The organism is uncultured Sphingomonas sp. (genome assembly GCF_964244265.1).
In the GTDB taxonomy this organism is placed as follows: Bacteria; Pseudomonadota; Alphaproteobacteria; order Sphingomonadales; family Sphingomonadaceae; genus Sphingomonas.
In genome coordinates, this window is sequence record NZ_CAXTHV010000020.1 from 18,615 (window position 1) to 42,072 (window position 23,458).

The following is a 23,458-nucleotide window of genomic DNA, read 5'->3' on the forward strand; positions in this document are numbered from 1 at the left end:
GTTGGTGGCGTAACAATCCTGTTGCCGTCGGGCAGCGCCATGGAGCCGCACCCGCCGTTGACCGCCACGATCTTCCTGATTCGCCATGCCGCGCACGGACATCTCGGCCACACGCTGTCGGGACGTTTGCCCGGCATCGCGTTGAGCGAGGCCGGCTTGACCCAGGCGCGGACCCTGTCCGCAACGCTGGCACCGCTGCGCTTTGCCGCGATCCATACCAGTCCCGTCCAGCGGGCGGTCGAGACCGCCCGGGCCATCGCCGCGGGGCGCGGCCTGTCGCCGGTCGTCGTGGACGCGCTGGACGAGATCGATTTCGGCCAATGGACGGGCCGGGGCTTCGCCGAACTGGACGAGGAACCCGGCTGGTCGGCCTGGAACCAGGCGCGCGGTTCGGCGCGTGCCGCCGATGGCGAGACGATGGCCGATGCCCAGACGCGGATCGTGGCGCATATCGAGGCGGCGGCACGATTGTTCCCCGAACAGGCGATCGCGATCGTCAGCCATTGCGACCTGCTGCGCGCGGCGATCGCGCATTACCTGTCGCTGCCGCTCGACCACATGCTGCGGTTCGATGTCGATCCCGCCTCGGTCAGCCGGCTGGAGGTCGGCGACGGGGGGGGGCGGGTCCTGTCGATCAACACGGTCGTGTCGTGAGCGCGCGGGAGGACTCGCTGCGCGAACGCGTCGCTGAACTGGGGCCGTGGTTCCACAACATGGACCTGGGCGGCGGGCTGTGGACCGCGCCCGATCATTTCCTCGGCGACTATCCCGGTTTCAAGTTCCGCCGCTTCGAACCGGCGCTACCCACCGACATGTCCGGCAGAAGCGTGCTCGACATCGGCTGCAATGCGGGCTTCTATGCGCTGGAGATGATGCGGCGCGGGGCGGATCGGGTGGTCGGCATCGACAGCGACGACCGCTATCTGGCGCAGGCCCGACTCGCCGCGGATGCGCTGGGGTTTGACCGCGTCGAGTTCCGCAATCTCTCGGTCTATGACGTGGGCGCGCTCGGCAAGCGGTTCGATATCGTGATCTTCATGGGCGTATTATATCATCTGCGCCATCCGCTGCTCGCGCTCGACCTGATCCGCGAGCATGTCGCGGGGGACATGCTGCTGTTCCAGACGATGCAGCAGGGCGCGGATGCGGTGGCGGCGGTGCCGGAGGACCATCCGTTCCACCTTCCCGGCACCTTCGACCCGCCGACCTATTTCGACGATCCCGGCTATCCGAAGCTGCATTTCATCGAACGGCGGTTCGCCGGCGACTGGACCAATTGGTGGGCGCCGAACGCGGCGTGCAGCCAGGCGATGCTGCGTGCGACAGGATTCACGATCGAGGCGCAGCTGGAGGCCGAGGTGTATCTCTGCCGCGCGGCGCCCGTTCCGTATGCGGATTGGGGCGGCGCGACCTCGGTTTATCCAGCGCGGGGAATTGGCGGGTGATCGAAGCGGCGATGATCTGGAACGAGCCCAACAACAAGTCGCATTGGGACCCGGAGATCGACCCGGACTGGTCGATCTATGCCGACATGGTCGTCCGCTCCGGCGTCGCGATCGGCGGCGCCAATTCCGCCGTCACGCGCGTGCTGGGCGGCATGTCGCCGATCGACGCGCATTGGTTGCAGCGGATCGAGCGGCACGGCGCGCTGGACGCTGTTGACGCGGTCGCCGTCCACGGATTTCCGCTCGACTGGAATCTATGGCCGATCCACGCCTGGCCCGACAAGATCGCCGAGATCGAGGCAGTGACGGACAAGCCCGTCTGGGTGACCGAGGTCGGCGTGGGCTCGTTCGGCGCGGAGGAGGTGCAGGTGTTCGGCATCAACCGCACGGCCGAACTGCTGATCGGACGCGTGCCACGGATCTTCTGGTATTCGCTCTACGACCTGCCGATGGCATGGGGCGCCGAAACCCGCCACCGCGAGGCGGAGGGGTCGAGCTATTACCGCCATTTCTACATGGGGCTGATCCGCGAGGACGGCGCGCCCAAGCCCGCGCTCGACGATTACGCCAGGGTCGCGGGCGAGATGGGGCTGATGCAATGGTTCCATTTCGAGGATCCGCGGCTCGACGATGCCGTCGCCTTGATGAAGCGGCTCGGCACCCGGCGCCTGCGCACCGGCCTGTCCTGGGCCGACAGCTTCAGGCCAAACGCGACCGACTGGTTCGACCGGCAGATGACGGCGCTCGCCGATTTCGACGTGACGCTCACCTTCTGCTTCACGCCCGAGCATCTCGGCGTTGCGCCCCACCATACCAGCGCCGCGCGCGAGCCGCAGGCCTTTGCCGATTTCTGCGGCGCGATGATCGAGCGCTACGCGCCGACCGCCGCGCTGCCGCGTCACGCCACCGCCTGAAAGGAGCCCCCAATGTTGTCACCACAACAGCGCGGCATCAACATCGCGGTCGTCGGCATCGGCAATTGCGCGAGTTCGCTCGTGCAGGGGCTGGAGCATTACCGCGTCGGTGCGAACGACGCCGTCGGCCTGATGCACTGGGAATTGGGCGGCTATCGCCCTAGCGACATCAGGGTGGTGGCGGCCTGGGACATCGATGCGCGCAAGGTCGGGCGGGATGTGACCGAGGCGATCTTTGCCCGGCCGAATTGCACCGCCATCTTCTGCCCCCAGGTCGAGGCGACCGGCACGACGGTGCGCATGGGCCATGTGCTCGACGGCGTGGCCGAACACATGGCTGACTATCCCGACGACCGCACGTTCCTGATCGACCCCGCCGTCGAGCCCAGTCGGGACGAAATCGTGTCGGTATTGCGCGATACCGCGGCCGACGTGCTGGTCAACTATCTGCCGGTCGGATCGCAGAAGGCGACCGAATTCTATGCCGAATGCGCGCTGGAGGCCGGGGTGGCGTTCGTCAACAACATCCCCGTGTTCATCGCCAGCGATCCGGCATGGGCGGCGCGGTTCCGCGATGCCGGGGTGCCGATCATCGGCGACGACATCAAGGCGCAGCTTGGCGCGACGATCGTCCACCGTGTGCTGACCGACCTGTTCGCCAAGCGCGGGGTAAAACTCGACCGGACTTATCAGTTGAACACGGGCGGCAACACCGACTTCCTCAACATGCTCAACCGTACGCGCCTGGCCGCCAAGAAGGAATCGAAGACCGAGGCCGTGCAGTCGGTCGCCGCGACCCGCATCGACGACGACAACATCCATGTCGGCCCCAGCGACTATGTCGCGTGGCAGAACGACAACAAGGTCTGTTTCCTGCGAATGGAGGGGCAATTGTTCGGCGGCGTGCCGATGAACCTTGAATTGCGCCTGTCGGTCGAGGACAGCCCCAATTCGGCGGGTGTCGCGATCGACATGATCCGTTGTGCCAAGCTGGCGCGCGACCGCGGACTGGGCGGGCCGATCCACCCGGCCGCCGCCTATTTCTGCAAGCACCCGCCCGAACAGATGACCGACGACGCGGCCTATGCCGCGCTCGAAGCGTTTATCGCGGGTTAGCTGGGTGGGTTCAACTCCGCCATGGCGAGCTGATGACCATCAGCCGCGGCCCGGCATGCGCGAGCAGCGCATTGCGCAGTTTGGCGGAGCGACGGCTGTGAAGCAGTCGCTGCCACCAGTGGCGCAGCACCAATTCCGGAATCAGGATCGCGACCGATCGGCCCGGCGTATCGTTGTCGATCCGGTCCACCAGCTCCAGCAATGGCCCTTCGATCTCGCGATAGGGCGCGGGAACGAGCACCAGCCGCGGCGGCGCGCGACCGGCGGCGATGAGGGGTGCCGCGACCTCTTCGTCGAATCGGGCATGGATCGCCCGAACGTCCTCCTCCTGTTCCGGCCCGCCGAGCCGCAGCAGGTGTACCGCCAACACGTCGGGCGACAACGTCATCGCAAAGCGCAAGGCCCGATCGGTCAGGCGGTTGCGCTCTTCATAGGTGACGAGCACGGTGGGGGCGTCGGTCTCGTCGATGCTGAACGGTTGCCGGGCCGCCATTCGTTCGCTCAGCCGGGTGTAATAAAGATGGATCGCGACCAGCAGCGCCATGATCGCGGGCACCGCCAGCACCACGATCCACGCGCCTTCCACAAATTTCGCGGCGAGGATGACCCCCAGCGCGACCGCGGTCGTTACCGCGCCCAAGGCATTGATCGCGAGCCGGCCGGCGTTACGCCCCTCCTGCTTGCGCGGCCCCTGCTTGTGCCAGTGCACGACCATGCCAATTTGGCTGACCGTGAAGGTCAGGAACGCACCGACCGCGAACAGCGGGATCAGCCGGTCGGTGATGCCGCCAAACGCGAGCAGCAACATTCCCGCGGTCACCGTCAGGAACACGACGCCCACCGAAAAGACCAGCCGCCGGTCGGCGACCGCAAAGCCGCGCGGCAGGTATCCGTCGAGCGCGACCAGCCGGCAGATCCGCGGAAAGCCGACGAAGCTGGTATTGGCCGACAGGCACAGCACCGCCAGCACGCTCGCCATCGCGACGTAATAGAGCGCGCCGTGCCCGGCGATCGCCCCGGTCAGCTGCGACAGGACGCTCTGATAGCCCGGCGTGGTCTGGTCCATGGCGCCCAGGCGATAGCCTTGGGCCACCACCGCAATGCCCGCGAGCAGCAACCCGAGCGTTACGCAGATCACCGTGAGCGTGCGGTGCGCCTCGCGCACCACCGGCTCGCGGAACGCGCCGACGCCGTTGGAGACCGCCTCCACCCCCGTCATCGCGGTGCAGCCCGCGGCGAAGGCGCGCAGCAACAGCCACAGGCTTGCCGCTTCCACGCCGTGCTTAATCGCCGGCGGGGCAATGACGGGATCGGGATGCCCGCCGGCCGCGATCATCCGGACCAGGCCCCAGCCGACCAGGCCCATGAAGCTGAGCAGGAAAAGGTAGGTCGGCACCGCGAACAGCCACCCCGCTTCGCGCGTGCCGCGCAGGTTCGCCAGCGCCACGACCGCGAGGATGCCGAGGCACAGCTCCAGCGTCCACGGCTGGAGCGCGGGCAGCGACGAGGTGAGCGCGCCGACCCCCGCCGAAATGCCCACCGCCACATTGAGCACATAGTCGATCATCAGCGCGGCCGCGGCGAGCAGCGAGGCGGTCGCGCCGAGATTTTCCCGGGCGACGGTATAGGCGCCGCCGTTCGACGGATACGCCCTGATCGTCTGGCGGTACGACAGGTACAGGATCGCGAGCAGGGCGACGATCGGCGCGATCACCCAGCCGATCCATGCCAGGCGTATCGCGCCGAGCGGAATGAGGACGGTGAGCGCCGCCTCGGGTCCATAAGAGGACGATCCCAGGCCGTCGAGCCCCATTGCCGGGACGCCGGCAAACCAGCCGATCTTTTGGTCGCCCTGCTCGCGATTGGCGAGGCGGCGGCCGAGCAGGATGTCGATCAGCGTCATGGCCATCGCCCAACCAACAAGGTGGCGCTTGGTGCCGCGTGGCACCGCGTGGGAGGGCGGCCATGACCATGCCGGCCGCGATCCTGGCGGCTCCCGGACGGATCGACGTGACGCGCGTGCCGGTGCCCGACCCCGGCCCCGGCGAGATACGGGTAAAGCTGGAAGGGTGCGGCGTGTGCGCGTCCAACCTGGAGCCATGGGCCGGCAATGACTGGATCGATTATCCCGGCGACCCCGGCGGCCTGGGGCACGAAGGCTGGGGCCTGGTCGACGCGATCGGACCGGATGTGACGGGCCTGGCGGTCGGGGATCGCGTGGCCGCTTTGTCCTATCGCAGCTTTGCCGCCTATGACATCGCCCGCGCCGATGCGGTGGCCAAACTGCCCGACAGCCTGGCCGGCAAGCCCTTTCCGGGCGAGCCCCTGGGGTGCGCGATGAACATCTTCCGCCGCAGCCGGATCGCGCCCGGCCAGGCGGTGGCGATCATCGGCATCGGTTTCCTGGGGGCGATCCTCACCCGCCTGGCGAGCGATGCCGGCGCGCGGGTGATCGCCGTCTCGCGGCGGCAATCCTCGCTCGACCTGGCGCGGCGGTTCGGGGCGGCGGAAACGATCGTCATGGACAATCATCATGCCATCCTCGAACAGGTCGCGGCGCTGACCGGCGGCGTGCTGTGCGAGCGCGTGATCGAGGCGGTCGGTAAGCAATGGCCGCTCGACCTGGCGGGCGAACTGGTCGGGGAAGGCGGCGCGTTGATCGTCGCGGGCTATCACCAGGACGGGCCGCGGCAGGTCAACATGCAGATGTGGAACTGGAAAGGCATCGACGTCATCAACGCCCATGAGCGCGATTTCGCAGTAGCGATGCGCGGCATCCGCGAGGCGGTCGAAGCGGTCGCGAGCGGGCGGCTTGATCCCGATCCTTTATATACCCACCGCTATCCGCTTGATCGGCTGGGCGAGGCCCTCGACGCGACCCGTGACAAGCCCGGCGACTTCGTGAAGGCGCTGGTGCTGTTCCCATGAAGCCGCGGCTTGGCTTCCTCGGCACCGGCTGGATCGGCCGGCACCGGATGGCGGCGATGCTGGCGACCGGGGCGGTCGAGGCCGCGGCGATCTGCGACCCCGCGCCGGCATGTGCAGACGAAGCGGCGGCGCTCGCCCCCCAGGCGGCTCGCCTGCCCTCGCTGAAGGCGATGCTGGCCCTTGATCTCGACGGCATCGTCATCGCCACCCCCAGCGCGGACCATGCCGATCAGGCGGTCCAGGCGCTCGACCGCGGCATGGCGGTGTTCTGCCAGAAGCCACTGGGGCGCAGCGCCGCGGAAACCAGGACGGTGGTCGATGCGGCACGCAAAGCGGACCGGCTGCTGGGGGTGGACCTCTCCTACCGACATAGCCGGGGCATGCAGCGCATCGCCGAGCTGACGCGCTCCGGGGCATTGGGCAAGGTATTCGCCATCGATCTGGTCTTCCACAATGCCTATGGTCCGGACAAACCGTGGTTCTACGATCGCGCGCAGTCCGGGGGCGGGTGCCTCATCGATCTCGGCGTCCACCTCGTCGATCTCGCCTTGTGGACGCTCGACTTCCCAGCGGTCAGCAATGTGTCCGCCGCGCTGTTCGCGAGCGGCGCACCGCTCCGGGCGGACGGGGTCGAGGATTATGCCAGCGCCCGCTTCCTGCTCGGCGGCACGGTCGATGTACGGCTGGCCTGCTCGTGGCGGTTGAACGCGGGGCGCGACGCGGTGATCGAGGCAAGTTTCTATGGGACTGGCGGCGGCGCGAGCCTGCGCAATGTGGGCGGATCGTTCTACGACCTCCGCGCCGAACGCTTCGCAGGCACCGCCGCCGAGACGATCGCTGAGCCGCCGGAGGATTGGGGCGGCCGCGCCGCCGCCGACTGGGCGATCCGGCTTGCGCACGACCAGGCGTTCGACGCGTCGGCCGAACACTTCGTGCCGGTCGCTGTCGCAATCGACGCGATCTACGCCACGGCGGGATGATATCTCCGGGATCTTTCGCCCGGAATATAGGCGGCACGTTGGCGACTGTGCGATAAGCAAGCTATGGCATAGCTCATTGGCCGGCGGCAGCAGGGTTGGACGATTCTTGAGTAACATTCCAAGACGACCCCTGTCCTTTTTGGCGGCGCTGGCCGCCATCCTCTGGGTGACGCCCGCCTCGATCGCGGCGCGCCCGGTCGCCGACCTGATCATTCGCGGCGGGACGATCTATCGGGGCAGCGATGCGCCGTTCGTCGGCGACGTCGAGATCGTCGGCGACCGGATCGTCGCGATCGGTCCCCGCCTGAACGATCCGGCAAAGCGCATCATCGACGCCCGCGGCATGATCGTCGCGCCGGGGTTCATCGACCCGCACACCCACATGGGCACGGACCTGGCATCGGACGTTCCCCGGGACCGGCTGGTCGCAGCTTTCCTGCTGCAGGGAGTCACCACCGCCTTTATCGGCAATGACGGCGGCGGCGATCCCGATCTGGCCAGGGTATTGGGTTCGGTGAAGGACAAGCCGGTCGGCATCAACTTTGCCGCCTATGCCGGGTTCGGCGCAATCCGCGAGCAAGTGATCGGCGAGGCCGATCGCGCGCCGACCGCCAGCGAACTCGCCCGCATGCGGGCGCTGGTCGCCGGCGCCATGTGCCAGGGCGCGCTGGGGCTGTCCACGGGTCTGTTCTATGCGCCGCAGAGCTTTGCCAAGACCGACGAGGTGGTGGCGCTCGCCCGCGAGGCGGCGATACGCGGCGGCGTCTATGACAGTCACATCCGCGACGAATCGAACTACACCGTCGGTCTCGCCGCGGCGATCGACGAGGCGATCAGGATCGGCCGCGAGGCCGCGATCCCGGTGCATATCTCCCATATCAAGGCGCTGGGCGTCGATGTGCAGGGCCAGGCCCCCACGATCGTGGCAAAGATCGAGGCGGCCCGGCGCGCGGGCGAGGCGGTCACCGCCGATCAATATCCATGGCTGGCGTCGGGCACGAGCCTGGTCGCCTCGCTGGTCCCGCCATGGGCGCAGGACGGCGGCAGGGCGGCGCTGATCGCCCGTTTCGACGATCCCGCGACGCTCGCCCGGATCAAGCCGGAAATGACGGAAAATCTGCGCCGGCGGGGCGGGGCGGAACGCCTGCTGCTGCCCGACCGGGATCGTACGCTGGGCGAGATCGCGCTGCAATATCGGGGCGATCCTGTGACGGTCGCGATCGCGCTGATCAGGGCGGGCGATCCCGCGGTCATCTCGTTCAATCAGGGCGAAGCCGACATCGCCACGTTCATGACGCAGCCCTGGGTGATGACCGGATCCGATGCGTCGCCCGGCCACCCCCGCGTGTTCGGCACCTTTGCCCGTAAATATGCGGTCTATGTGCGCGAGAAGCATTTGATAACGCTGAGGCAGTTCATCGAGCGCAGCACCGCCTTGACAGCCGACACGTTCGGACTGGGCGATCGCGGTCGCCTGCGTGTCGGCGGCTATGCCGATGTCGTCGTGTTCGATCCCGATCTTTACGCCGCACGGGCGACCTATCGGCAGCCGACCCTGCCGGCGGTCGGCGTGAGGACGGTCGTCGTCAACGGCCAGCTGGCGGTCGACAACGGCGCGCTGACCAACCGCGCGGCGGGCCGGGCCCTGCCCCACAAGCCCATGCCAGGCACATGCCCGTGACGGTTGGCTCCCGCCGTGCGCTGGCTGGACGGTCGGGCGGCGCCGCCGCCATCGTTTCCTTCCTGGCGCTGATGGGCTGGATCGTGTCCGCCGCCGCGACGCCCGCGCAAGATTTCGGGTCAGGCGAACGGCCGATACAGTCAAGCGTGCGCATGCCCATCCGTGACGTCGCCGATGGCTCCGGGCCGAGCAACCTCATCGTTGTCGGGCGCTATCTGGTGGTGGTCGATCCCTGGGCCGCCGAGATCAGGCGATACGACCCCGCCGCCCCGGTTTCCGCACCGCATGCCTGCCGGTTTGTACGATCATTTTCGCCTTGGCGCGCCGAGCGGTTGCGCCATGGTATCCGGCTGGTGGCCGAGCCCTATGGCCCGAACCCCGGGCGGGGATATGATTTCCGGCCGCGTACCCAGATGACGATTACCGCGGCGGCGCTTGATACCATGGCGGACGGCGCCGCCTGCACCTTTCCGGTCAGACGCTACGAGGCGCGTAGGCGCGGCGCTCCCCGGATACGCTGGATCGGGGGAGAGCATCCGGGGTCCGTCGCGCTCTTTCGGATGAACAATGGCGTGCACGCGCGGCTGCGGCCGCAAGGTGGCATACGCGCCGAAATCTATGCCGCCCGCGATGCCGGCCGCCTCTCGAACGGCCGAACCCTGGTCTGGTGGAGCGAGGTCGACGATTATCCTCTTGGTTCCGCCGGTGGTGCCGGCAGTCCCCAGGGCGGGCGGGTAAGCGCGTCGCATTATGTCGGAGTCGTCGGGGCCAGGGGGGGCGCGCCGATCGCCGTGCTGCGCCTGGAGAGCGCGACCAGTCCACCTTTGCTGGCCGGCGCGCCATTTGCCGCGTCGTCGCTGCTGGGCAAGCCGGGGTTCGATTATGTCGCCGCGACCTCGGCCAAGGGTATGGATATGCTCTGGCTGATGGTGTCGGACAGCGCGTCGCCGGGCAACCGGCAGTTTGCTCTGCGCGGCTATGACATTACCGGCCTGCCGCCGGCCGGGCGTCGCGTCGTGCGGCTGGTCTCGCCTGGTGCCTCCCCGACCGACCGGCAGGATGCGGATGACGCCGAAGAAGTCGAGGATGGCGGCCGCGTCCCGTTCAGTGACGTCTCACGCCGGCGATGGTTCACGGCCGCCCGTTCGCTCGTGCGCCGGCAAATCGCCTTTTCCTGGATGTACCCCGCCGGTGCCCTGACGCGGCCCTGTGGGGGCGCCGATCGCTGTACGGTCGGCGCGAACCAGAGCGGCGCGCTGGGCATCGGCCCGGCTTTTTCCGGCCCGGTCGTCGACAGGATCGACCGTCAAGGCGGCGCCAACTGGATGCGGCCGCGCCAGCTGGTCGGCGTCGCGCCCGGCATGATCATGCGCGGCATACCCTATTCGATCGGCGGGATCGACCTTGCCGACACCTTCCTCGCGCGCCTGGCGGCCGGATATGCCGGCACTGCCGCAAACCCGCCGCCGATCGGCCATATCCGCGAAGGCATGGAATGGCCGCAAGCCGCCGGCAACTACCCCCTGGGTATCGATTGTTCGGCCTTGCTGGCCAAGGTCTATGCGATCGGCGTCCGCTCGACCGGCACCATGATGAAACCCGTTTTCTATGTCGGCGGCAATGGCAAACGCTATCGCGTTCCACGCGGCTCCGACCATGGTTGCCCGCAACCAGTTCGGCACCTGTCCGAGATGCGGGCAGGCGACATTTTCCTCCGTGATGGCCATGTCGTCATCTTTGCGGGGACGACGAAGCTCGGCAACATGATGGATGGCTCGCGCGCTGTGCGGGTGCTGGAATCCAGCTCGCGTTGCGGCGGCGTGTGCGAAAGCGTCTACGATCCGACCTATTTCGCGGGATGGTGGATGCTGCGCATCCGCACGAGCCGCGACGGTCGGGAATGTCCGCGCTGGCTGGACCGCGATCGCCGATAGGCGGGCGGGCCGCGCCGCTTGGTTCCGGGAAATCATCGCGCTACGGCTGCGAGCGGGGCTTTCAATAGGCCAGGGCACAGCCGTCGGCGCGCATTTCGCTGGCCGCGGCATAGACGCGGTCGCGGCCGTCCAGGCGATGCTCGATCGCCTGGTAGCGGCCAAAGCCGCCATCGGGTGATCCGATCGTCCAGCCCAACGCCGCCAGCGCGGCCCTGGTCCGATCGGGGACGCCGCTTTCCAGCCGCAACAAGCCTGTCGGTGGCAGCCCGGCGACGTCCTCGCCCATCGATTGCGGCGATCCTTCATGGTGCCAGCGGGGCGAATCGCCCGCCGACTGTACCTCCAGCCCGTAATCGATGCGGTTGACGAGGATCTGCGTCTGCCCCTGCGGCTGCATGTCGCCGCTCATCACGCCGAAGCTCATCCATGGCTCCTGCCCGCGCGTCGCAAAACCGGGGATGATCGTCTGGAACGGCCGCTTGCCCGGCGCATAGATGTTGGCGTGGCCGTCGCGCAGCGAGAAAAGCTGCCCGCGATCCTGGAACATGAAGCCGAGCCCGTCGGCGACCAGCCCCGAGCCCATGCCGCGGAAGTTCGACTGGATCATCGACACCATCATCCCGTCCTTGTCGGCGGCCGTGAAATAGGTGGTGTCGCCCTGGTTCGGTGCCTCACCGGGACGAATGCCCGTAGCAATGCGGTCGGGCCGGATCAGCTTGGCGCGCTCGGCGGCATAGTCCTTCGACACCAGCCACTCGACCGGCACCTTTGCGAAACGGGGGTCGGCATAATAACGCGCGCGATCCTCGAAGCAGAGCCGCTTGGCCTCGACCTGCAAGTGGATCGAGCGGGGTGACTGGAAGCCGGCCTCCGCCAGGTTGAAATGCTCGAGGATGTTGAGCATCTGCAACGTCGCGATGCCCTGCGTGTTCGCGCCCAGCGCATGCACCGTCGTGCCGCGATAATCGGACGTATAAGGCGTCACCCATTCGCTGTGATGTGCCGCCAGGTCGGCGGCGGAGAGCCAACCGCCGATCCGCTTGAAATACGTATCGATCGTCCTTGCGATCGGCCCGGCATAAAAGGCGTCGCGGCCGCCTCGCGCCACCATGCGATAGGTGCGCGCAAGATCGGGGTTGCGGAACACGCCGCCCGCGGCCGGCAGCTTGCCGCCGGGTGCGTAGGTGCGCATCGCATTGTCGGTTTCCTCGACGCCCGTGCCGGGGCGACGGAACGCCTCCAGGTTGCGGCGCATGTACCAGGCGATGATGTCGGGCACCGGCGCGCCGTTCTCGGCGAGCGCGATGGCGGGGTCGAACAGCTCGGCCCAGGGCAGCTTGCCGTACCCTTTGTGCAGCGTCCACCATGCGTCGACCGCGCCGGGCGTCGAGACCGACACCGCGCCGAGTGCTGGCAACGCGCCGTTCTTCGCGCGCGATCGGGCGATCTCCAGCGTCAGCGCGTGCGGCGCTCCGCCCGATCCGGCAAGCCCGGCGACCTTGCGCATCTTCGGATCCCACACCATCGCGAAGCAATCGCCGCCCATCCCGCACGAAGTCGGCTCAAGGAATCCGAGACAGGCGTTGATCGCGATCGCGGCATCGGCAGCGGAACCGCCACGCCGGAGGATTGCAATCCCGGCCTGCGTCGCCAGCGGATGCGCGCTGCCCGCAGCACCCGACAGGCCATAAGCGGCGGTACGCGACGCAAAGCTCGCTCCGACCGGGCGGTCGCCGGGTCCGACATCGCGGCGGACGAACCGCGCATCGCCTGCCACCCAGCGCGCGGCGGGCGCGGCGGCATCCGCCGCGGGGGCCGCCGGTCTTTCCTGCGCGAAAGAGGATGCCGCGATCGTGGTCGCGGGAAGGGCGGTGATGAAGGTCCTGCGATCCATTGGCGTCTCCCATGTCATGGTCGATGACACCATGGCTTGTTCGTCATGGATAGGGTCTATCTTCGCGAAACCGCCGAACGCCGCTCATCCGCGCTTGAAAGGGTGGCCTGCGGGTCGTCAACCACTTACGCCGTTTATCGCTGCATTACGATAATTTGGTCTATCTCTCCTAAAAAGCGCGCGATGCTGTCGGCGGTAAAGGGCTTTTCCAGCACCGGTCGCGCCGCCTCGGCCAGGAAGCGTGCGACCGTCGCGCCGAACTATTATGATTGCGGGAAATGCTCTCTTTCCGCCTCGCGGGTGATACCGGCTTCCATGATGAGAACGCGACGTGCGGCGTCGACGGTTTCTCGGCGCTGAGCGATGACGACCCTTGTGATATCCATCTCGCCGATGGTGGCGTTGATCGCACGCTCTCGGGCCGATCGAGGTGCGATGTGCCCTCGTCCATCACCAGCAGTTTCGGGCGGCGATAAAGCGCTCTGGATAGTAATAGCCGTTGCCGCTGGCCGCCCGAGAGCGTTGAGCCCATATCGCCGATCAGGGTGTCATATCCCATTGGCATCGTAGCTATGTCGTCAGTCAGCTCGGCCATCGATGTCGAGGCTTTCAACCGGATCACATCGGGCGCGTGGTCATATAGAGCTATGTTGTCTGTAAGCGTGCCGGCGAAGAGGCTGTCATCCTGCAGCACCGCGCCGATCTGCTCATGAAAATTCTTGATACCAAATTCTGCGAGCGGAATGCCGTCGATCAGGATGTCGCCGCGCACTGGATCAAGCAGCCCCTAACTCTCTGCCCCTCTTTGACCAACACGTTCAGAACAACACCCGCCCGCGACGGCAAGATCGTCGCGACGCCTTTGTCTAAGGTGATAACGCCCGAAACCGTCTCGACGCGAGCGTAGGACGCGATGCTGAGGAAGGCCGCAGTGCCGACCAAACTGCCCAGCATCAGAAAGCCGATGATCTGCCAAGCCAGCGGCGTCGCGATGATGATAGTCCCGTGCAAGCGTTCGTTGCGGCGCTGGACCGCTTCCGTTCGGAAAAGCGTGGCCTGGTTCACTCGCGAAAACGCCTACACTTGATGGAATGAGGTGTCGCTTGAGACCGCAATCATGACGTGAGCTAACCGCTGATCATTCGATGAATTGCGAGCAGCATGACGGTTGCCGCGGGTGCAATAAAAAGGAGCGGATATGGCGATTTTATCTGATCGATCTCGTGCTCTTTTACGCCTGTCGCAACCGCTTGTGTTCGCTCTCGCATGATTATGAAGCAGCAGATGCCCGCCACGATGATGGCCAGTGTGCCGAGATTGATCATTATCAGCGATTGCCGGAGGGGCGAAATATCGATCATCAATGTGACGAGCGATAGCATGAAGCTAACGCCCGCGATCAGCGAAATCCGTCCGATCTGCGAGCGCCTCAACAGCAGGTTTGGAAACGTGCGGGAGCCGGAGAGCGAGAGTCTGACGACTGGCGAATTCATCCCGTCTCTCCAGCTGTCCCAAAGGTCGTTATGAACCGGCCCAGTCTGCGAGCAGACCTGTCGCCCATGAACTGAACTCGACGCCACCCGCGGCAATGTCAAGCGCGCCTGCCAGCACATCGTTCGGAATGTCGAGCCCAAGCTGCGCCAATGCACCGGCAGCAGCGAGCGCCGCAGCCCCCCAACAAATTTCAGCCGTATTGTGTGCGGCCTGACTCTACTGTTCAAGACGTGTTGCACAGCCTTCCAATCGATCTGATCGACCATCTTGCCGCCAGCGACAAGGTCGATTTCGAGTAGCGTTAATTCTTGAATATCAATCACCTCGAACGCACGCCGTCCGTCATCATTAGTATCTCGCTCACAATGTTTCCCCTCATGCTCGGTCGAATGATCGACGCCAACCGACAACATTCAACGGAAAGGGTGGCAAGATTTTGGCGAAGCCTATCCAGTATGGAGCATTTAGTTGCGCTTGCTGTTCGATCCATTTTGAACCGCCCCGGGTTTGTCGGAAGGCTTCAACTTCTGAGAAGGTGGAGCGATGACGAGCAAGACGACGAGTGAACAGGTTTGCGCCTGACGTCCGCGAGCGGGGGGTGCGGATGGTATGATCATGAACTCGACCGCCCCTTCAAGCGATGATCGTCAGTCGGCAGCGTCGGCGACAGCCACGACAACGCTTTGGCCGAGCGCGATCGACGGCCTGTACAAGGCCCAGGTCATCCACAGGCGTGGCCCGTGGCGCAGCTTCGAAGCCGTCGAGTACGCCACGCTGGAATGGGTCGACTGGTTCAACCATCGCCGGCTGCCCGAACCATCGGCAACGTCCCGCCTGCCGAAGCCGAAGATCAATATCATGCTGCCGCGGACAACATCGATAGGGCAGCGTGAATCACAACCCAATGCCTCCGACAAACCCGGGGCGGTTCAGTTCGATCACGCACTCATCATCTGATTGGGTCGCCGACACCTGCACAGCGCAGGGCGGACACAACCGCCCGCAATACGTTAGTCACGATGCCGCCTCGATCCTCGCCGCGATCGCTTCGCCCAATCCGGCCGAATGCTTGAAGCCGTGCCCGGAGCAGGCCGACACGGTCATGATGCGGCCGGCGTCCGGCTGGTCGTCGATCAGGAAATCGCCGTGGGGCGCCATCGTGTAGAAGCAGACGGTGCCCTTCAGCGCCGTGGCCGTCACGCCGGTGAGGCGACCGGCGACGTGGTCGCGCCACATCGTCGTCACTTCCGCCGGGGCGACCTGCCGGTCGATTAGCTCGGGCTGCGGGGTGGCATCGGCATATTGCTCGGTCGCGACCTTCACGCCAGGTGTCAGGCCCTGCACCATCGGGAAGCCGTAAAAGCTGTCGTCCGGCCCCGCGCCATGCGTCCAGATATAGGTCGGGGTGCGCGCGGCATCCCAGCGCGCCGGGTCTTCGGGCGCGAACCAGTGGAGCACCTGGCGGAGCAGGCGGAGGTGGGAGAGCCGCTCGCCGATCAGCCCCAGCGTCCAGCCGCCTGCGGTCACCACCGCGCGCGCGGCCTGATAGGCGCCTCGCGTGGTGACCACGCGCACGCCGCCCGCGTCCTCTTCAAGCGTCAGAACCTGCTCGTCGACATGAAGCTCGGCGCCCAGCGCCACGGCCCGGCCGAGTTGCGCGCGGATACAGGCTTCGGGAAAGACGAGGCCGCCGCCGGGCTCATGATACACCTGGGCTTCATCGGGGATGGCGAATTGCGGGAAGCGGCGGCGCGCCTCGGCAGGCGATAGCCGCTCGTGCGCGATGCCGTGCTGCTCGGCCGCCGCGATCGTGGTGTCGAGGAAGCCGGGCTTGCCATGGAGCACGCTCAAGCCGCCCGACGTGTCGACGCCGAGAAAGCCGCATTCGAGCAGCAGTCGTTCGCCCGTCTCCGCCTCCAGCGTGCGCCAGATCGCATGCGATCGCAGCGCGTACGGCGAATATTGCGCGCCCTCGCCGATCGCCTGGCGGGTGATGCGGGTCTCGCCGTGGCTGGAGCCGCGGTCGTGTGGTGGATGGAAGCGGTCGATGCCGATCGCCCGCACCCCGGCGAGCGCCAGCTGGTAGAGCGTGGCGCTGCCTACCGCGCCCAAGCCCACGACAATCACGTCCGTCACGCAAACCCTCCTTGTGCAATCCCGGCTTGCCGGATTAGCATGTTTAAAATAATTGCCACAGATTGGATGAGGAGTTCGGGTGTCCCGCAGCGCTTTGCTCGGATCGGATGCGATGGCCGATAACGGTATGCGCGGTTGCGTAGCCGAGCGGACGGCTGCGCTGGCGCGGGCGTTCGGCGTGCCCGGCTTTGCGGTGGCGCTGATCGGCGGCGGTCGGCGTGAGCGCTTCACCTGGGGTGTGGACGCGGCGCATGCGGAGCGGGCGGTCGGCGGATCGACCTGGTTTCAGGCGGCGTCCGCGGGCAAGCACGTCACCGCGGTGACCGTGCTCGATCTCGCCGCGCGCGGACGGATCGATCTGGCCGCGCCGATCGGCGACTGGCTGCCGGACGCGCCGCGTGCTTGGGGCGGACGAAGCGTGCGGTCGCTGCTCCATCATACGAGCGGGCTGCCCGACTATCTCGCGCAGCCGGGCGATGGCGCGGTGCCTGACAATCGGGCGGCGTTCATGAGCCGCTACGCCGCTATGATGCCGATCGCGGCGGAGGGCGACGCCTGGAGCTACTCAAACACCAACTACATCCTGCTCGGCTTCCTGGTAGCGGCGGTCGCCGGCAAGCCGTGCGGGGTCGTGATGGAGGCGCTGCTGGCGCGCGCTGGCGTGAGCGATGCCGCGATCGCCAGCCCCGACTGGGTGCGCGCCGCCAACGCTGAAGGCCGGGGTCCCGCCGCGCGAGACGCGGCGAGCGCAACTCGCGCGGTAATCGGCGACGGCGACGTGGCCTTCACTGCGGCCGGCGCCGAAGCGTGGCTGCGGGTGCTGGCCGAGGGTGCGCTGGATCCGGCGGTCGGCGTCGAGCTCTTGCGCCCCGCCACGCTGGTGAATGGCGACGCGCCTTATGGTTGCGGGCTGTTCCTGGATAGGCTGGGCGGCGTGCCGACCGCCTGGCACGGCGGGCATTTCGACGGCTGGACGGCGATGCTGTACGTCCACCCGGGAGCCGGCACGGGCGTGTTCGCGATGTGCAACCTGGCACCAGGCAACACCCGCGCGATCCGCGCGATCGCGCTCGGCGCCCTGGAGGCGTTCGCGCCGGGAACGACGCCCTTGTCGCTCGCGCCAATCGCCGACCGGGCGCCGGCGTTCAGCGCGATCGTGGCGCGGGAGCTGTTCCGCAACGGCCGCGCGCCCGACCGCGCCCGCTTTGCCCCCGCGTTGCGGGTCGCGATCGATCGCGGCGGTACGCGCGGCGTGCTCGACCTGTGGGCAGGTGAGATGCCGCGCCTCGCGCTGGTCGAGGAATGGGGCGAGCCCGCCCGCACCATGCGCCGATACCGCATGACCTATCCCGATCGGGTCGAGCATGTCGCAGTCGGCATGACGGCGGACGGCCTGATCGACTGGGCCTGGCCGCTATGACCGAAGAAACTGTCAACGGAGAAGAACCCATCGCCGATCCACGCCCCTCGACCGAGATGGCGGTGAACGCCGCGCGGGTCGACTTCACCTCCGCGATCAACGGCAAGCAGTATCGCCTGTTCATCTCCGAGCCGGTGGGCGAGCCGCCGGCGGCGGGCTGGCCGGTAGTCTACCTGATCGACGGCAATTTGCATTTCGGGATCGCGGTGGATACCGCGCGCATCCAGGCGCGCTGGCCCGACACTGTGGACTGTGTTGTCGTCGGGATCGGCTACCAGACCGACAATGTCGGCACGGCACTGACCGTGCGCAATCACGATCTGACGCCGCCCACGCCCGTGGCGGTAACCGGCAGCGGCTGGCAGCAGGCGATGGGCGCGACGCCGGCCGATTACGGCGGCATGGACGATTATCTGCGGATGGTGGAGGCGGAGGTAAAGCCGCGCGTCGCGGAGCGGGTGCGGGTCGATCCGGGCGACCAGACGCTGATGGGACATTCGCTCGGCGGGCTGACGACGCTGGCGGCGCTGTTCCGCACCCCTGCGGCCTTCAACCAATATGTGGCGATCAGCCCGTCGATCTGGGTTAACGGGCGCTGGGTGCTCGGCTTCGTGGACGCCTTCGCCGAGCGGGTGCGGGCGGGCGAGGTCAGCGCGCGGCTGCTGCTCTCGACAGGGGAATGGGAGGAGGCCGATCCGCCCCGCCCGCCCCTGCCCGCGGCGGGCATCCGCAACATGACGCGGGAGGTGTACGCGGCGATGACCGCCGACTGTCGCATGGTGGGCAATCCGACCGAGCTGGCCGAGCGGCTGGCCCCGTTGTGCGAACATGGGCTCGACCTCCAGTTCGTCGTTCACCCTGACGAGGATCACCGGTCGGTCGTCCCCGCCGGCATCGCGCGCGGTATCTGCTACAGCATGTATCGGCCGTGAGCGATGCGCCTGCTTATGCTGCGCTGAAGGCGCATCGCACCCGCATCCACAACCTGGAGCATCTGCAGGCGCTCGGCAGCTGGGACCGGATGACCAAAATGCCGCCGGGCGGGGCGAAAGCGCGCGCGGCGGCGCAGGGCGAGCTGGCGGCGCTGCTCCAGCGGATGGCGAGCGATCCGTCGCTCGACGCGCTGCTGGCGGACGCCGCGAGCGAGACGCTGGCGCCGGACGATGCCGCCAACCTGGCGTTGATGGCGCGCGAGCGCGCGCTGGCGCAGGCGCAGACCGAGGGGCTGGTCCAGCGCCGCGCCGAGCTGGTCCGCGCGGCGTCGCATGCCTGGAGCGAGGCCAAAGACCAAGACAGCTGGGCTGTGTTCGCCCCGGCGCTTGGCGACCTGCTCGACGCGGTGCGCGAGGAGGCGGCGCGGATCGGCGATCGGCTGGGCCTGTCGCCGTATGACGCCCTGCTCGACCGCCACGATCGGGGGCTCCGCCACGCGCGGGTCACGGCGCTGTTCGATTCGGTCGCGGGCTGGCTGCCGGAATTGACCGCGCGGATCGTCGCGCGGCAGGCCAGCGAGACGGTGATCGAGCCCGCAGGCCCGTTCGACCTGGACCGCCAGCACGCGCTGTGCGTCGCGGCGATGACGCTGCTCGGCTTCGATTTCGCGGGCGGTCGGCTCGACACCAGCCACCATCCCTTTACCGGCGGGGTGCCGGAGGACGTGCGCTTGACCACCCGTTACCGCGCGGACGCCTTCCTGCCGGCGCTGCTCGGCGTCGTGCATGAGACGGGTCATGGCCTGTACCAGGCCGGTCTGCCGCGCGCCTGGGCGGGGCAGCCGCTGGGCGAGCCCTGCTCGGCGGCGATGCACGAAGCGCAAGCGCTGTCGTTCGAACGGCAACTGGCGCGCACCCCCGCGTTCGCAGCGCGGCTCGCGCCGCTGCTCCGCGACGCGTTCGGCGACCAGTCGGCGTTCGCACCGGACAATCTGCTCGGGCTGATGACCCGCGTCCGGCCCGGGCCGGTCCGGGTCGACGCGGACGAGGTGACCTATCCCGCGCACATCCTGCTGCGAACCGAGATCGAAGCCGCGCTGATCGATGGCGGCCTGGCCGTCGCCGACGTGCCCGCGCGCTGGGACGAGGGCATGGCCCGGCTGCTCGGCGTCGACACGTGCGGCCGGCACCGGGATGGCGCACTGCAGGACATCCACTGGTCGCAAGGCATGTTCGGCTATTTCCCGTCCTATCTGATCGGCGCGGCGATCGCCGCCCAGCTCGCGGCGCGCTTCCGCGCCGAACACCCGGGCGTGGAGACCGATCCGGCCCGGCTCGGCGACTATGCCGCCTGGCTCGCGCCGAACGTATGGCACAGGGGCGCCGCGCTGACGACGGAAGCGCTGGTGGCGGAGGTGACCGGGGAGCGGCTGTCCGACGCGGCGCTGCGCGCGCACCTCGAGCAAAGGTATCTCGGATGACCCCGCACGCACCCGTCACCGCCGAGCCCGATCGCGCCTCGCCCGCGGCCTGGGCCACGATCGCTGCCTTCCTGCTGATCGGCCTGTACATGTATTGCGACCGGCACGTCATGGTGCTGCAGACCGATCGCATCAAGGCGTCGCTTTCGCTCTCCGATTTCCAGGTCGGGCTGGTGCAGGGACTGGGCGTGGCGATCTTCGCGAGCCTGGTCGGTTATCCGATCGCCTGGCTCGCCGACCGGTTCAGCCGGCGGCTAGTGCTGGCGCTCTGCGTGCTGGCGTGGACGGGTGCGGTGATCGCGTCGGCGCTGGCGCAGAGCTTCGCCGTGTTGTTCCTGGCGACCGCCGTCGTCGGCGCGGGCGAGGCGGGGCTGATCCCGATCAGCTATGCGGTGATCCCGGAGCTGTTCGCTGGCCGCGCCCGCCTGCTCGCCAATTCGATCATGACCGTGGTGGGGCGGCTCGGGTCGGGGATCGTGATCGCCTTGAGCGGGCAGCTCGCCCAGCATGCGGGCGCGATGCGGCCGTTCCTGCCGGCGGCGTGGCAGGGGCTGGAGGACTGGCGGCTGGCGCTGCTGGCTGTCGCGGCGCCGGGGCCGCTGTTCCTGCTGATCGTCGCGGTCGTCCGCCTCTACCGGCCGAGCGGCCCGGCTGCGACCTCGGCCGCGGCGAGGCCGCCCGCCGCGCCGGTGTGGCCTTTCCTCTCGCGCAACCTCGCGATGTTCGCCTGCTTCTACGCCGGCATCGGGCTGTTCATCTTCGGCACGTCCGCGTTCGGCGCGTTCCTGCCGGTGGTCGCGATGCGCCAGATGGGGGCGAGCCCGGGCGCGGTCGGCGCGGGCTTCGGCGTGGCGACCTTGGTGTCCACGCTGATCGCGCTCCTGCTTGTCACGGGCGGCGGGCGCTGGCTGCAACTTTGGTGGGGCGCGCGCTACCCGATCTGGCTGCTGCTGCTCGCCTCGATCATGCCCGCGGCCTTCGCGCCGCTGTTCCTGCTGACGACCACGCCGACGCAGATCTACCTGCTCCTGGGCGTGAACTTCCTCTTCCTGGCCGGCGGCACCATGGTGTTTCCGACCGCGCTGCAGGACCTGACGCCGGCGCCGTCGCGCGCTCGGCTGGCGTCGATCAGCATCATGATCAACATCGCGTTCTCGGCGCTGGCACCGGTGGCGGTGGGCGCGCTGTCCGACCAGCTCAAGGGGCGGGCGAACGGGCTCATGCTGGCGACGGTCGGCACCGCGATGGCGGCGCTCGTGCTGTCGGCGGCGCTGCTGTTCCTCTGCGTGCCGCGCTACCTGGCCACGATCGCCGCGGCGCGCGACGAGGAGGCGCGGGTATGACCGCGCTCTCGACCGACGAGATCCTCGCCGGCATTCGCGCCTGGGTGGAGATCGAGTCGCCCACCGACGACCTCGCCGCGATGGGGCGCATGGCCGATCGGGTCGAGGCGGAGTATCGGACGATCGGCGCGCGCGTGGAGCGGATCGCCGGACAGGACGGCTTCGGCGACCATCTGCTGGTGACGGAGGACAGGCTCTGCCCCGCTGTCGCCGCCGACAGGCCGGGCGTGCTGGTGCTGAGCCATATCGACACGGTCCATCCGGTTGGCACGCTCGCAGGTCCGCTGCCGTTCCGGATCGAGGGCGATCGCGCCTACGGACCGGGCACCGAGGACATGAAGGGCGGCGCCTATCTCGCGCTCGCCGCGCTCCGGCAGCTGGCGCGCGAGAGGAAACGGACGCGGCTTCCCGTCCGCCACCTGCTCGTCAGCGACGAAGAGGTGGGCAGCGGCACCTCGCGCGCCCACATCGAGCGCGAAGCGGCGCGCGCCCGCTTCGTGCTGGTGACCGAGCCGGCCCGGTCCGGCGGCAAGATCGTCACCGCGCGCAAGGGCAGCGCGATGTTCTCCGTGACCGCGCACGGCCGCCCCGCGCACGCCGGCGTCGAGCACCATCTCGGCCGCAGCGCCATCCGCGAGATCGCGCATCAGGTCGGGGTGCTGGAGGCGATGACCGACTATGCGCGCGAGCTGACGGTCAACGTGGGCACGATCAGCGGCGGGACGCGCGGCAACGTCGTACCCGACGTGGCGACGATCCAGGTCGACGTGCGCTTTCCCAATCCGGCGCTGTGCGAGGAGGTGGTGGCCCGCGTCCATGCGCTGCGCCCGCGCGACCCCGACGTCCGGCTCGAGGTGCACGGCGGCGTCAATCGGCCGGGCTACGAGAAGTCGCCCGCGATCGCCGCCTTGTTCGAGCATGCCCGAGCGCTCGCCGCCGAGATCGGCTTCAAACTCCAGGACCTGAAAACGGGCGGCGGCAGCGACGGCAACTTCACCGCCGCCATCGCGCCCACGCTCGATGGATTGGGCGTCGACGGGGATGGCGGGCACACGCTGGAGGAGCGGCTGTACATCTCCAGCATCGAACCGCGCACGCGCCTGCTCATGCGGCTGATGGAGACGCTCGGCTGAACGTTCATTTGACGCGCGGGCCCACGCGGCCCAAATGGGCAGGCGAACAGGAGGCGGGGTGGAAGAGGCCGAAGTCGGGAAGCGGCTGCACGAGCTGCGGAAGCGCAATGGCATCTCGCAGCGCGAACTCGCCCGGCGCGCGGGACTGACCCACGGCACCGTATCCTTCATCGAGCACGGCAAGATCAGCCCGTCGATCGGTACCATGCGCCAATTGCTGGAGGCGCTGGACCTGACCCTGTCCCACTTCTTCGCGCCAAACGTTGCGCCCGCGCCGCGTTACTTCTTTCGGCGCGACGAACTGGTGGAAGTGGGCACCGGCGGCGTATCACTGCTCCAGGTCGGCGTGTCGCTGGTCGGGCGTCCGCTCCAGGTCCTGCTCGAAACCTACGCGCCCGGCGCCGAGACCGCGCGCGAGCCGTACCGGGTCGATGGCGGCGAGGAAGGAGGCGTCGTGATCGAGGGCGAGATTGAGGCGACGATCGGCGACGAGGTGCGCGTGCTGCGGCGGCACGACGCCTATCTGTTTCCCACCTCGCTCCCGCACAAGCTGCGCAATACCGGCACGAGCGTTTGCGTGATCGTCAGCGCGACTACCCCGCCCGTCTGACTGCTTGCGTGCGGACG

20 protein-coding genes and 1 pseudogene are annotated in these 23,458 nt (G+C 67.9%); 15 read left to right on the forward strand and 6 right to left on the reverse strand.

Annotated features, from left to right (window positions below):
- The first annotated feature begins 57 nt into the window (after positions 1–57).
- From ACFE7K_RS09740 to ACFE7K_RS09755, 4 genes are read left to right on the forward strand one after another with little or no spacing between them, the layout of a single operon-like run.
- The gene (locus ACFE7K_RS09740; protein ID WP_375397994.1) at positions 58–654 is read left to right on the forward strand and encodes a histidine phosphatase family protein; all 597 of its coding nucleotides are present in this window, start codon (positions 58–60) and stop codon (positions 652–654) included.
- The gene (locus ACFE7K_RS09745) at positions 651–1,445 is read left to right on the forward strand and encodes a TIGR04290 family methyltransferase (protein ID WP_375397995.1); all 795 of its coding nucleotides are present in this window, start codon (positions 651–653) and stop codon (positions 1,443–1,445) included. Before ACFE7K_RS09740 ends, ACFE7K_RS09745 begins: the two co-directional genes overlap by 4 nt.
- Positions 1,442–2,359, forward strand: a complete 918-nt coding sequence (locus ACFE7K_RS09750) for a glycosyl hydrolase (protein ID WP_375397996.1) — start codon at positions 1,442–1,444, stop codon at positions 2,357–2,359. The genes ACFE7K_RS09745 and ACFE7K_RS09750 overlap by 4 nt, the downstream gene beginning before the upstream one ends.
- Before the next feature lie 12 nt (positions 2,360–2,371).
- Positions 2,372–3,475, forward strand: coding sequence for an inositol-3-phosphate synthase (locus tag ACFE7K_RS09755; protein WP_375397997.1), 1,104 nt, complete (start codon positions 2,372–2,374; stop codon positions 3,473–3,475).
- Between the two features lie 10 nt (positions 3,476–3,485).
- Here ACFE7K_RS09755 and ACFE7K_RS09760 read toward each other — a convergent pair whose 3' ends face one another.
- On the reverse strand, positions 3,486–5,384 hold the full coding sequence (locus ACFE7K_RS09760) for an APC family permease (protein ID WP_375397998.1): 1,899 nt from the start codon (positions 5,382–5,384) through the stop codon (positions 3,486–3,488).
- A 56-nt stretch (positions 5,385–5,440) separates the two neighbouring features.
- Here ACFE7K_RS09760 and ACFE7K_RS09765 point away from each other — a divergent pair, with 56 nt between their 5' ends.
- From ACFE7K_RS09765 to ACFE7K_RS09780, 4 genes are all read left to right on the forward strand, one after another.
- Complete coding sequence (locus ACFE7K_RS09765; protein ID WP_375397999.1) at positions 5,441–6,403, forward strand: zinc-binding dehydrogenase; 963 nt, start codon at positions 5,441–5,443, stop codon at positions 6,401–6,403.
- Positions 6,400–7,383 (forward strand): Gfo/Idh/MocA family protein, encoded by a 984-nt coding sequence (locus tag ACFE7K_RS09770; protein WP_375398000.1) that lies wholly within the window; start codon positions 6,400–6,402, stop codon positions 7,381–7,383. The genes ACFE7K_RS09765 and ACFE7K_RS09770 overlap by 4 nt, the downstream gene beginning before the upstream one ends.
- A 148-nt stretch (positions 7,384–7,531) precedes the next feature.
- Positions 7,532–9,064, forward strand: coding sequence for an amidohydrolase family protein (locus ACFE7K_RS09775; protein WP_375398032.1), 1,533 nt, complete (start codon positions 7,532–7,534; stop codon positions 9,062–9,064).
- Positions 9,061–10,998, forward strand: coding sequence for a hypothetical protein (locus tag ACFE7K_RS09780; protein WP_375398001.1), 1,938 nt, complete (start codon positions 9,061–9,063; stop codon positions 10,996–10,998). Before ACFE7K_RS09775 ends, ACFE7K_RS09780 begins: the two co-directional genes overlap by 4 nt.
- Positions 10,999–11,059: 61 nt before the next feature.
- Here ACFE7K_RS09780 and ACFE7K_RS09785 read toward each other — a convergent pair whose 3' ends face one another.
- From ACFE7K_RS09785 to ACFE7K_RS09800, 4 genes are all read right to left on the reverse strand, one after another.
- Positions 11,060–12,892, reverse strand: a complete 1,833-nt coding sequence (locus ACFE7K_RS09785; protein WP_375398002.1) for a gamma-glutamyltransferase family protein — start codon at positions 12,890–12,892, stop codon at positions 11,060–11,062.
- Positions 12,893–13,061: 169 nt separating this feature from the next.
- On the reverse strand, positions 13,062–13,664 hold the full coding sequence (locus ACFE7K_RS09790) for an ATP-binding cassette domain-containing protein (RefSeq protein WP_375398003.1): 603 nt from the start codon (positions 13,662–13,664) through the stop codon (positions 13,062–13,064).
- On the reverse strand, positions 13,646–13,957 hold the full coding sequence (locus tag ACFE7K_RS09795; RefSeq protein ID WP_375398004.1) for a hypothetical protein: 312 nt from the start codon (positions 13,955–13,957) through the stop codon (positions 13,646–13,648). The genes ACFE7K_RS09790 and ACFE7K_RS09795 overlap by 19 nt, the downstream gene beginning before the upstream one ends.
- Positions 13,958–14,019: 62 nt before the next feature.
- Complete coding sequence (locus ACFE7K_RS09800) at positions 14,020–14,799, reverse strand: hypothetical protein (protein WP_375398005.1); 780 nt, start codon at positions 14,797–14,799, stop codon at positions 14,020–14,022.
- 234 nt (positions 14,800–15,033) lie between these two features.
- Between ACFE7K_RS09800 and ACFE7K_RS09805 the strand changes: the two are divergent.
- Positions 15,034–15,279, forward strand: a pseudogene (locus ACFE7K_RS09805) (integrase core domain-containing protein); the annotation flags it as partial.
- Positions 15,280–15,400: 121 nt separating this feature from the next.
- Here ACFE7K_RS09805 and solA read toward each other — a convergent pair.
- Positions 15,401–16,522, reverse strand: coding sequence for an N-methyl-L-tryptophan oxidase (gene solA, locus ACFE7K_RS09810; RefSeq protein WP_375398006.1), 1,122 nt, complete (start codon positions 16,520–16,522; stop codon positions 15,401–15,403).
- A gap of 112 nt (positions 16,523–16,634) precedes the next feature.
- On the opposite strand from solA, the gene ACFE7K_RS09815 reads away from it, so the two are divergent.
- Genes ACFE7K_RS09815 through ACFE7K_RS09840 form a run of 6 tightly spaced genes read left to right on the forward strand, consistent with a single transcriptional unit; the run spans position 16,635 to position 23,441 of the window.
- Positions 16,635–17,942, forward strand: a complete 1,308-nt coding sequence (locus ACFE7K_RS09815; RefSeq protein WP_375398007.1) for a serine hydrolase domain-containing protein — start codon at positions 16,635–16,637, stop codon at positions 17,940–17,942.
- Positions 17,939–18,874 (forward strand): alpha/beta hydrolase, encoded by a 936-nt coding sequence (locus ACFE7K_RS09820; protein ID WP_375398008.1) that lies wholly within the window; start codon positions 17,939–17,941, stop codon positions 18,872–18,874. The genes ACFE7K_RS09815 and ACFE7K_RS09820 overlap by 4 nt, the downstream gene beginning before the upstream one ends.
- Positions 18,871–20,355, forward strand: coding sequence for a hypothetical protein (locus tag ACFE7K_RS09825; RefSeq protein ID WP_375398009.1), 1,485 nt, complete (start codon positions 18,871–18,873; stop codon positions 20,353–20,355). The genes ACFE7K_RS09820 and ACFE7K_RS09825 overlap by 4 nt, the downstream gene beginning before the upstream one ends.
- Complete coding sequence (locus tag ACFE7K_RS09830; RefSeq protein ID WP_375398010.1) at positions 20,352–21,698, forward strand: MFS transporter; 1,347 nt, start codon at positions 20,352–20,354, stop codon at positions 21,696–21,698. The genes ACFE7K_RS09825 and ACFE7K_RS09830 overlap by 4 nt, the downstream gene beginning before the upstream one ends.
- Positions 21,695–22,831, forward strand: coding sequence for a M20 family metallopeptidase (locus ACFE7K_RS09835; protein WP_375398011.1), 1,137 nt, complete (start codon positions 21,695–21,697; stop codon positions 22,829–22,831). The genes ACFE7K_RS09830 and ACFE7K_RS09835 overlap by 4 nt, the downstream gene beginning before the upstream one ends.
- A 58-nt stretch (positions 22,832–22,889) precedes the next feature.
- Positions 22,890–23,441, forward strand: coding sequence for a helix-turn-helix domain-containing protein (locus ACFE7K_RS09840; protein ID WP_375398012.1), 552 nt, complete (start codon positions 22,890–22,892; stop codon positions 23,439–23,441).
- Positions 23,442–23,458 lie beyond the last annotated feature (17 nt).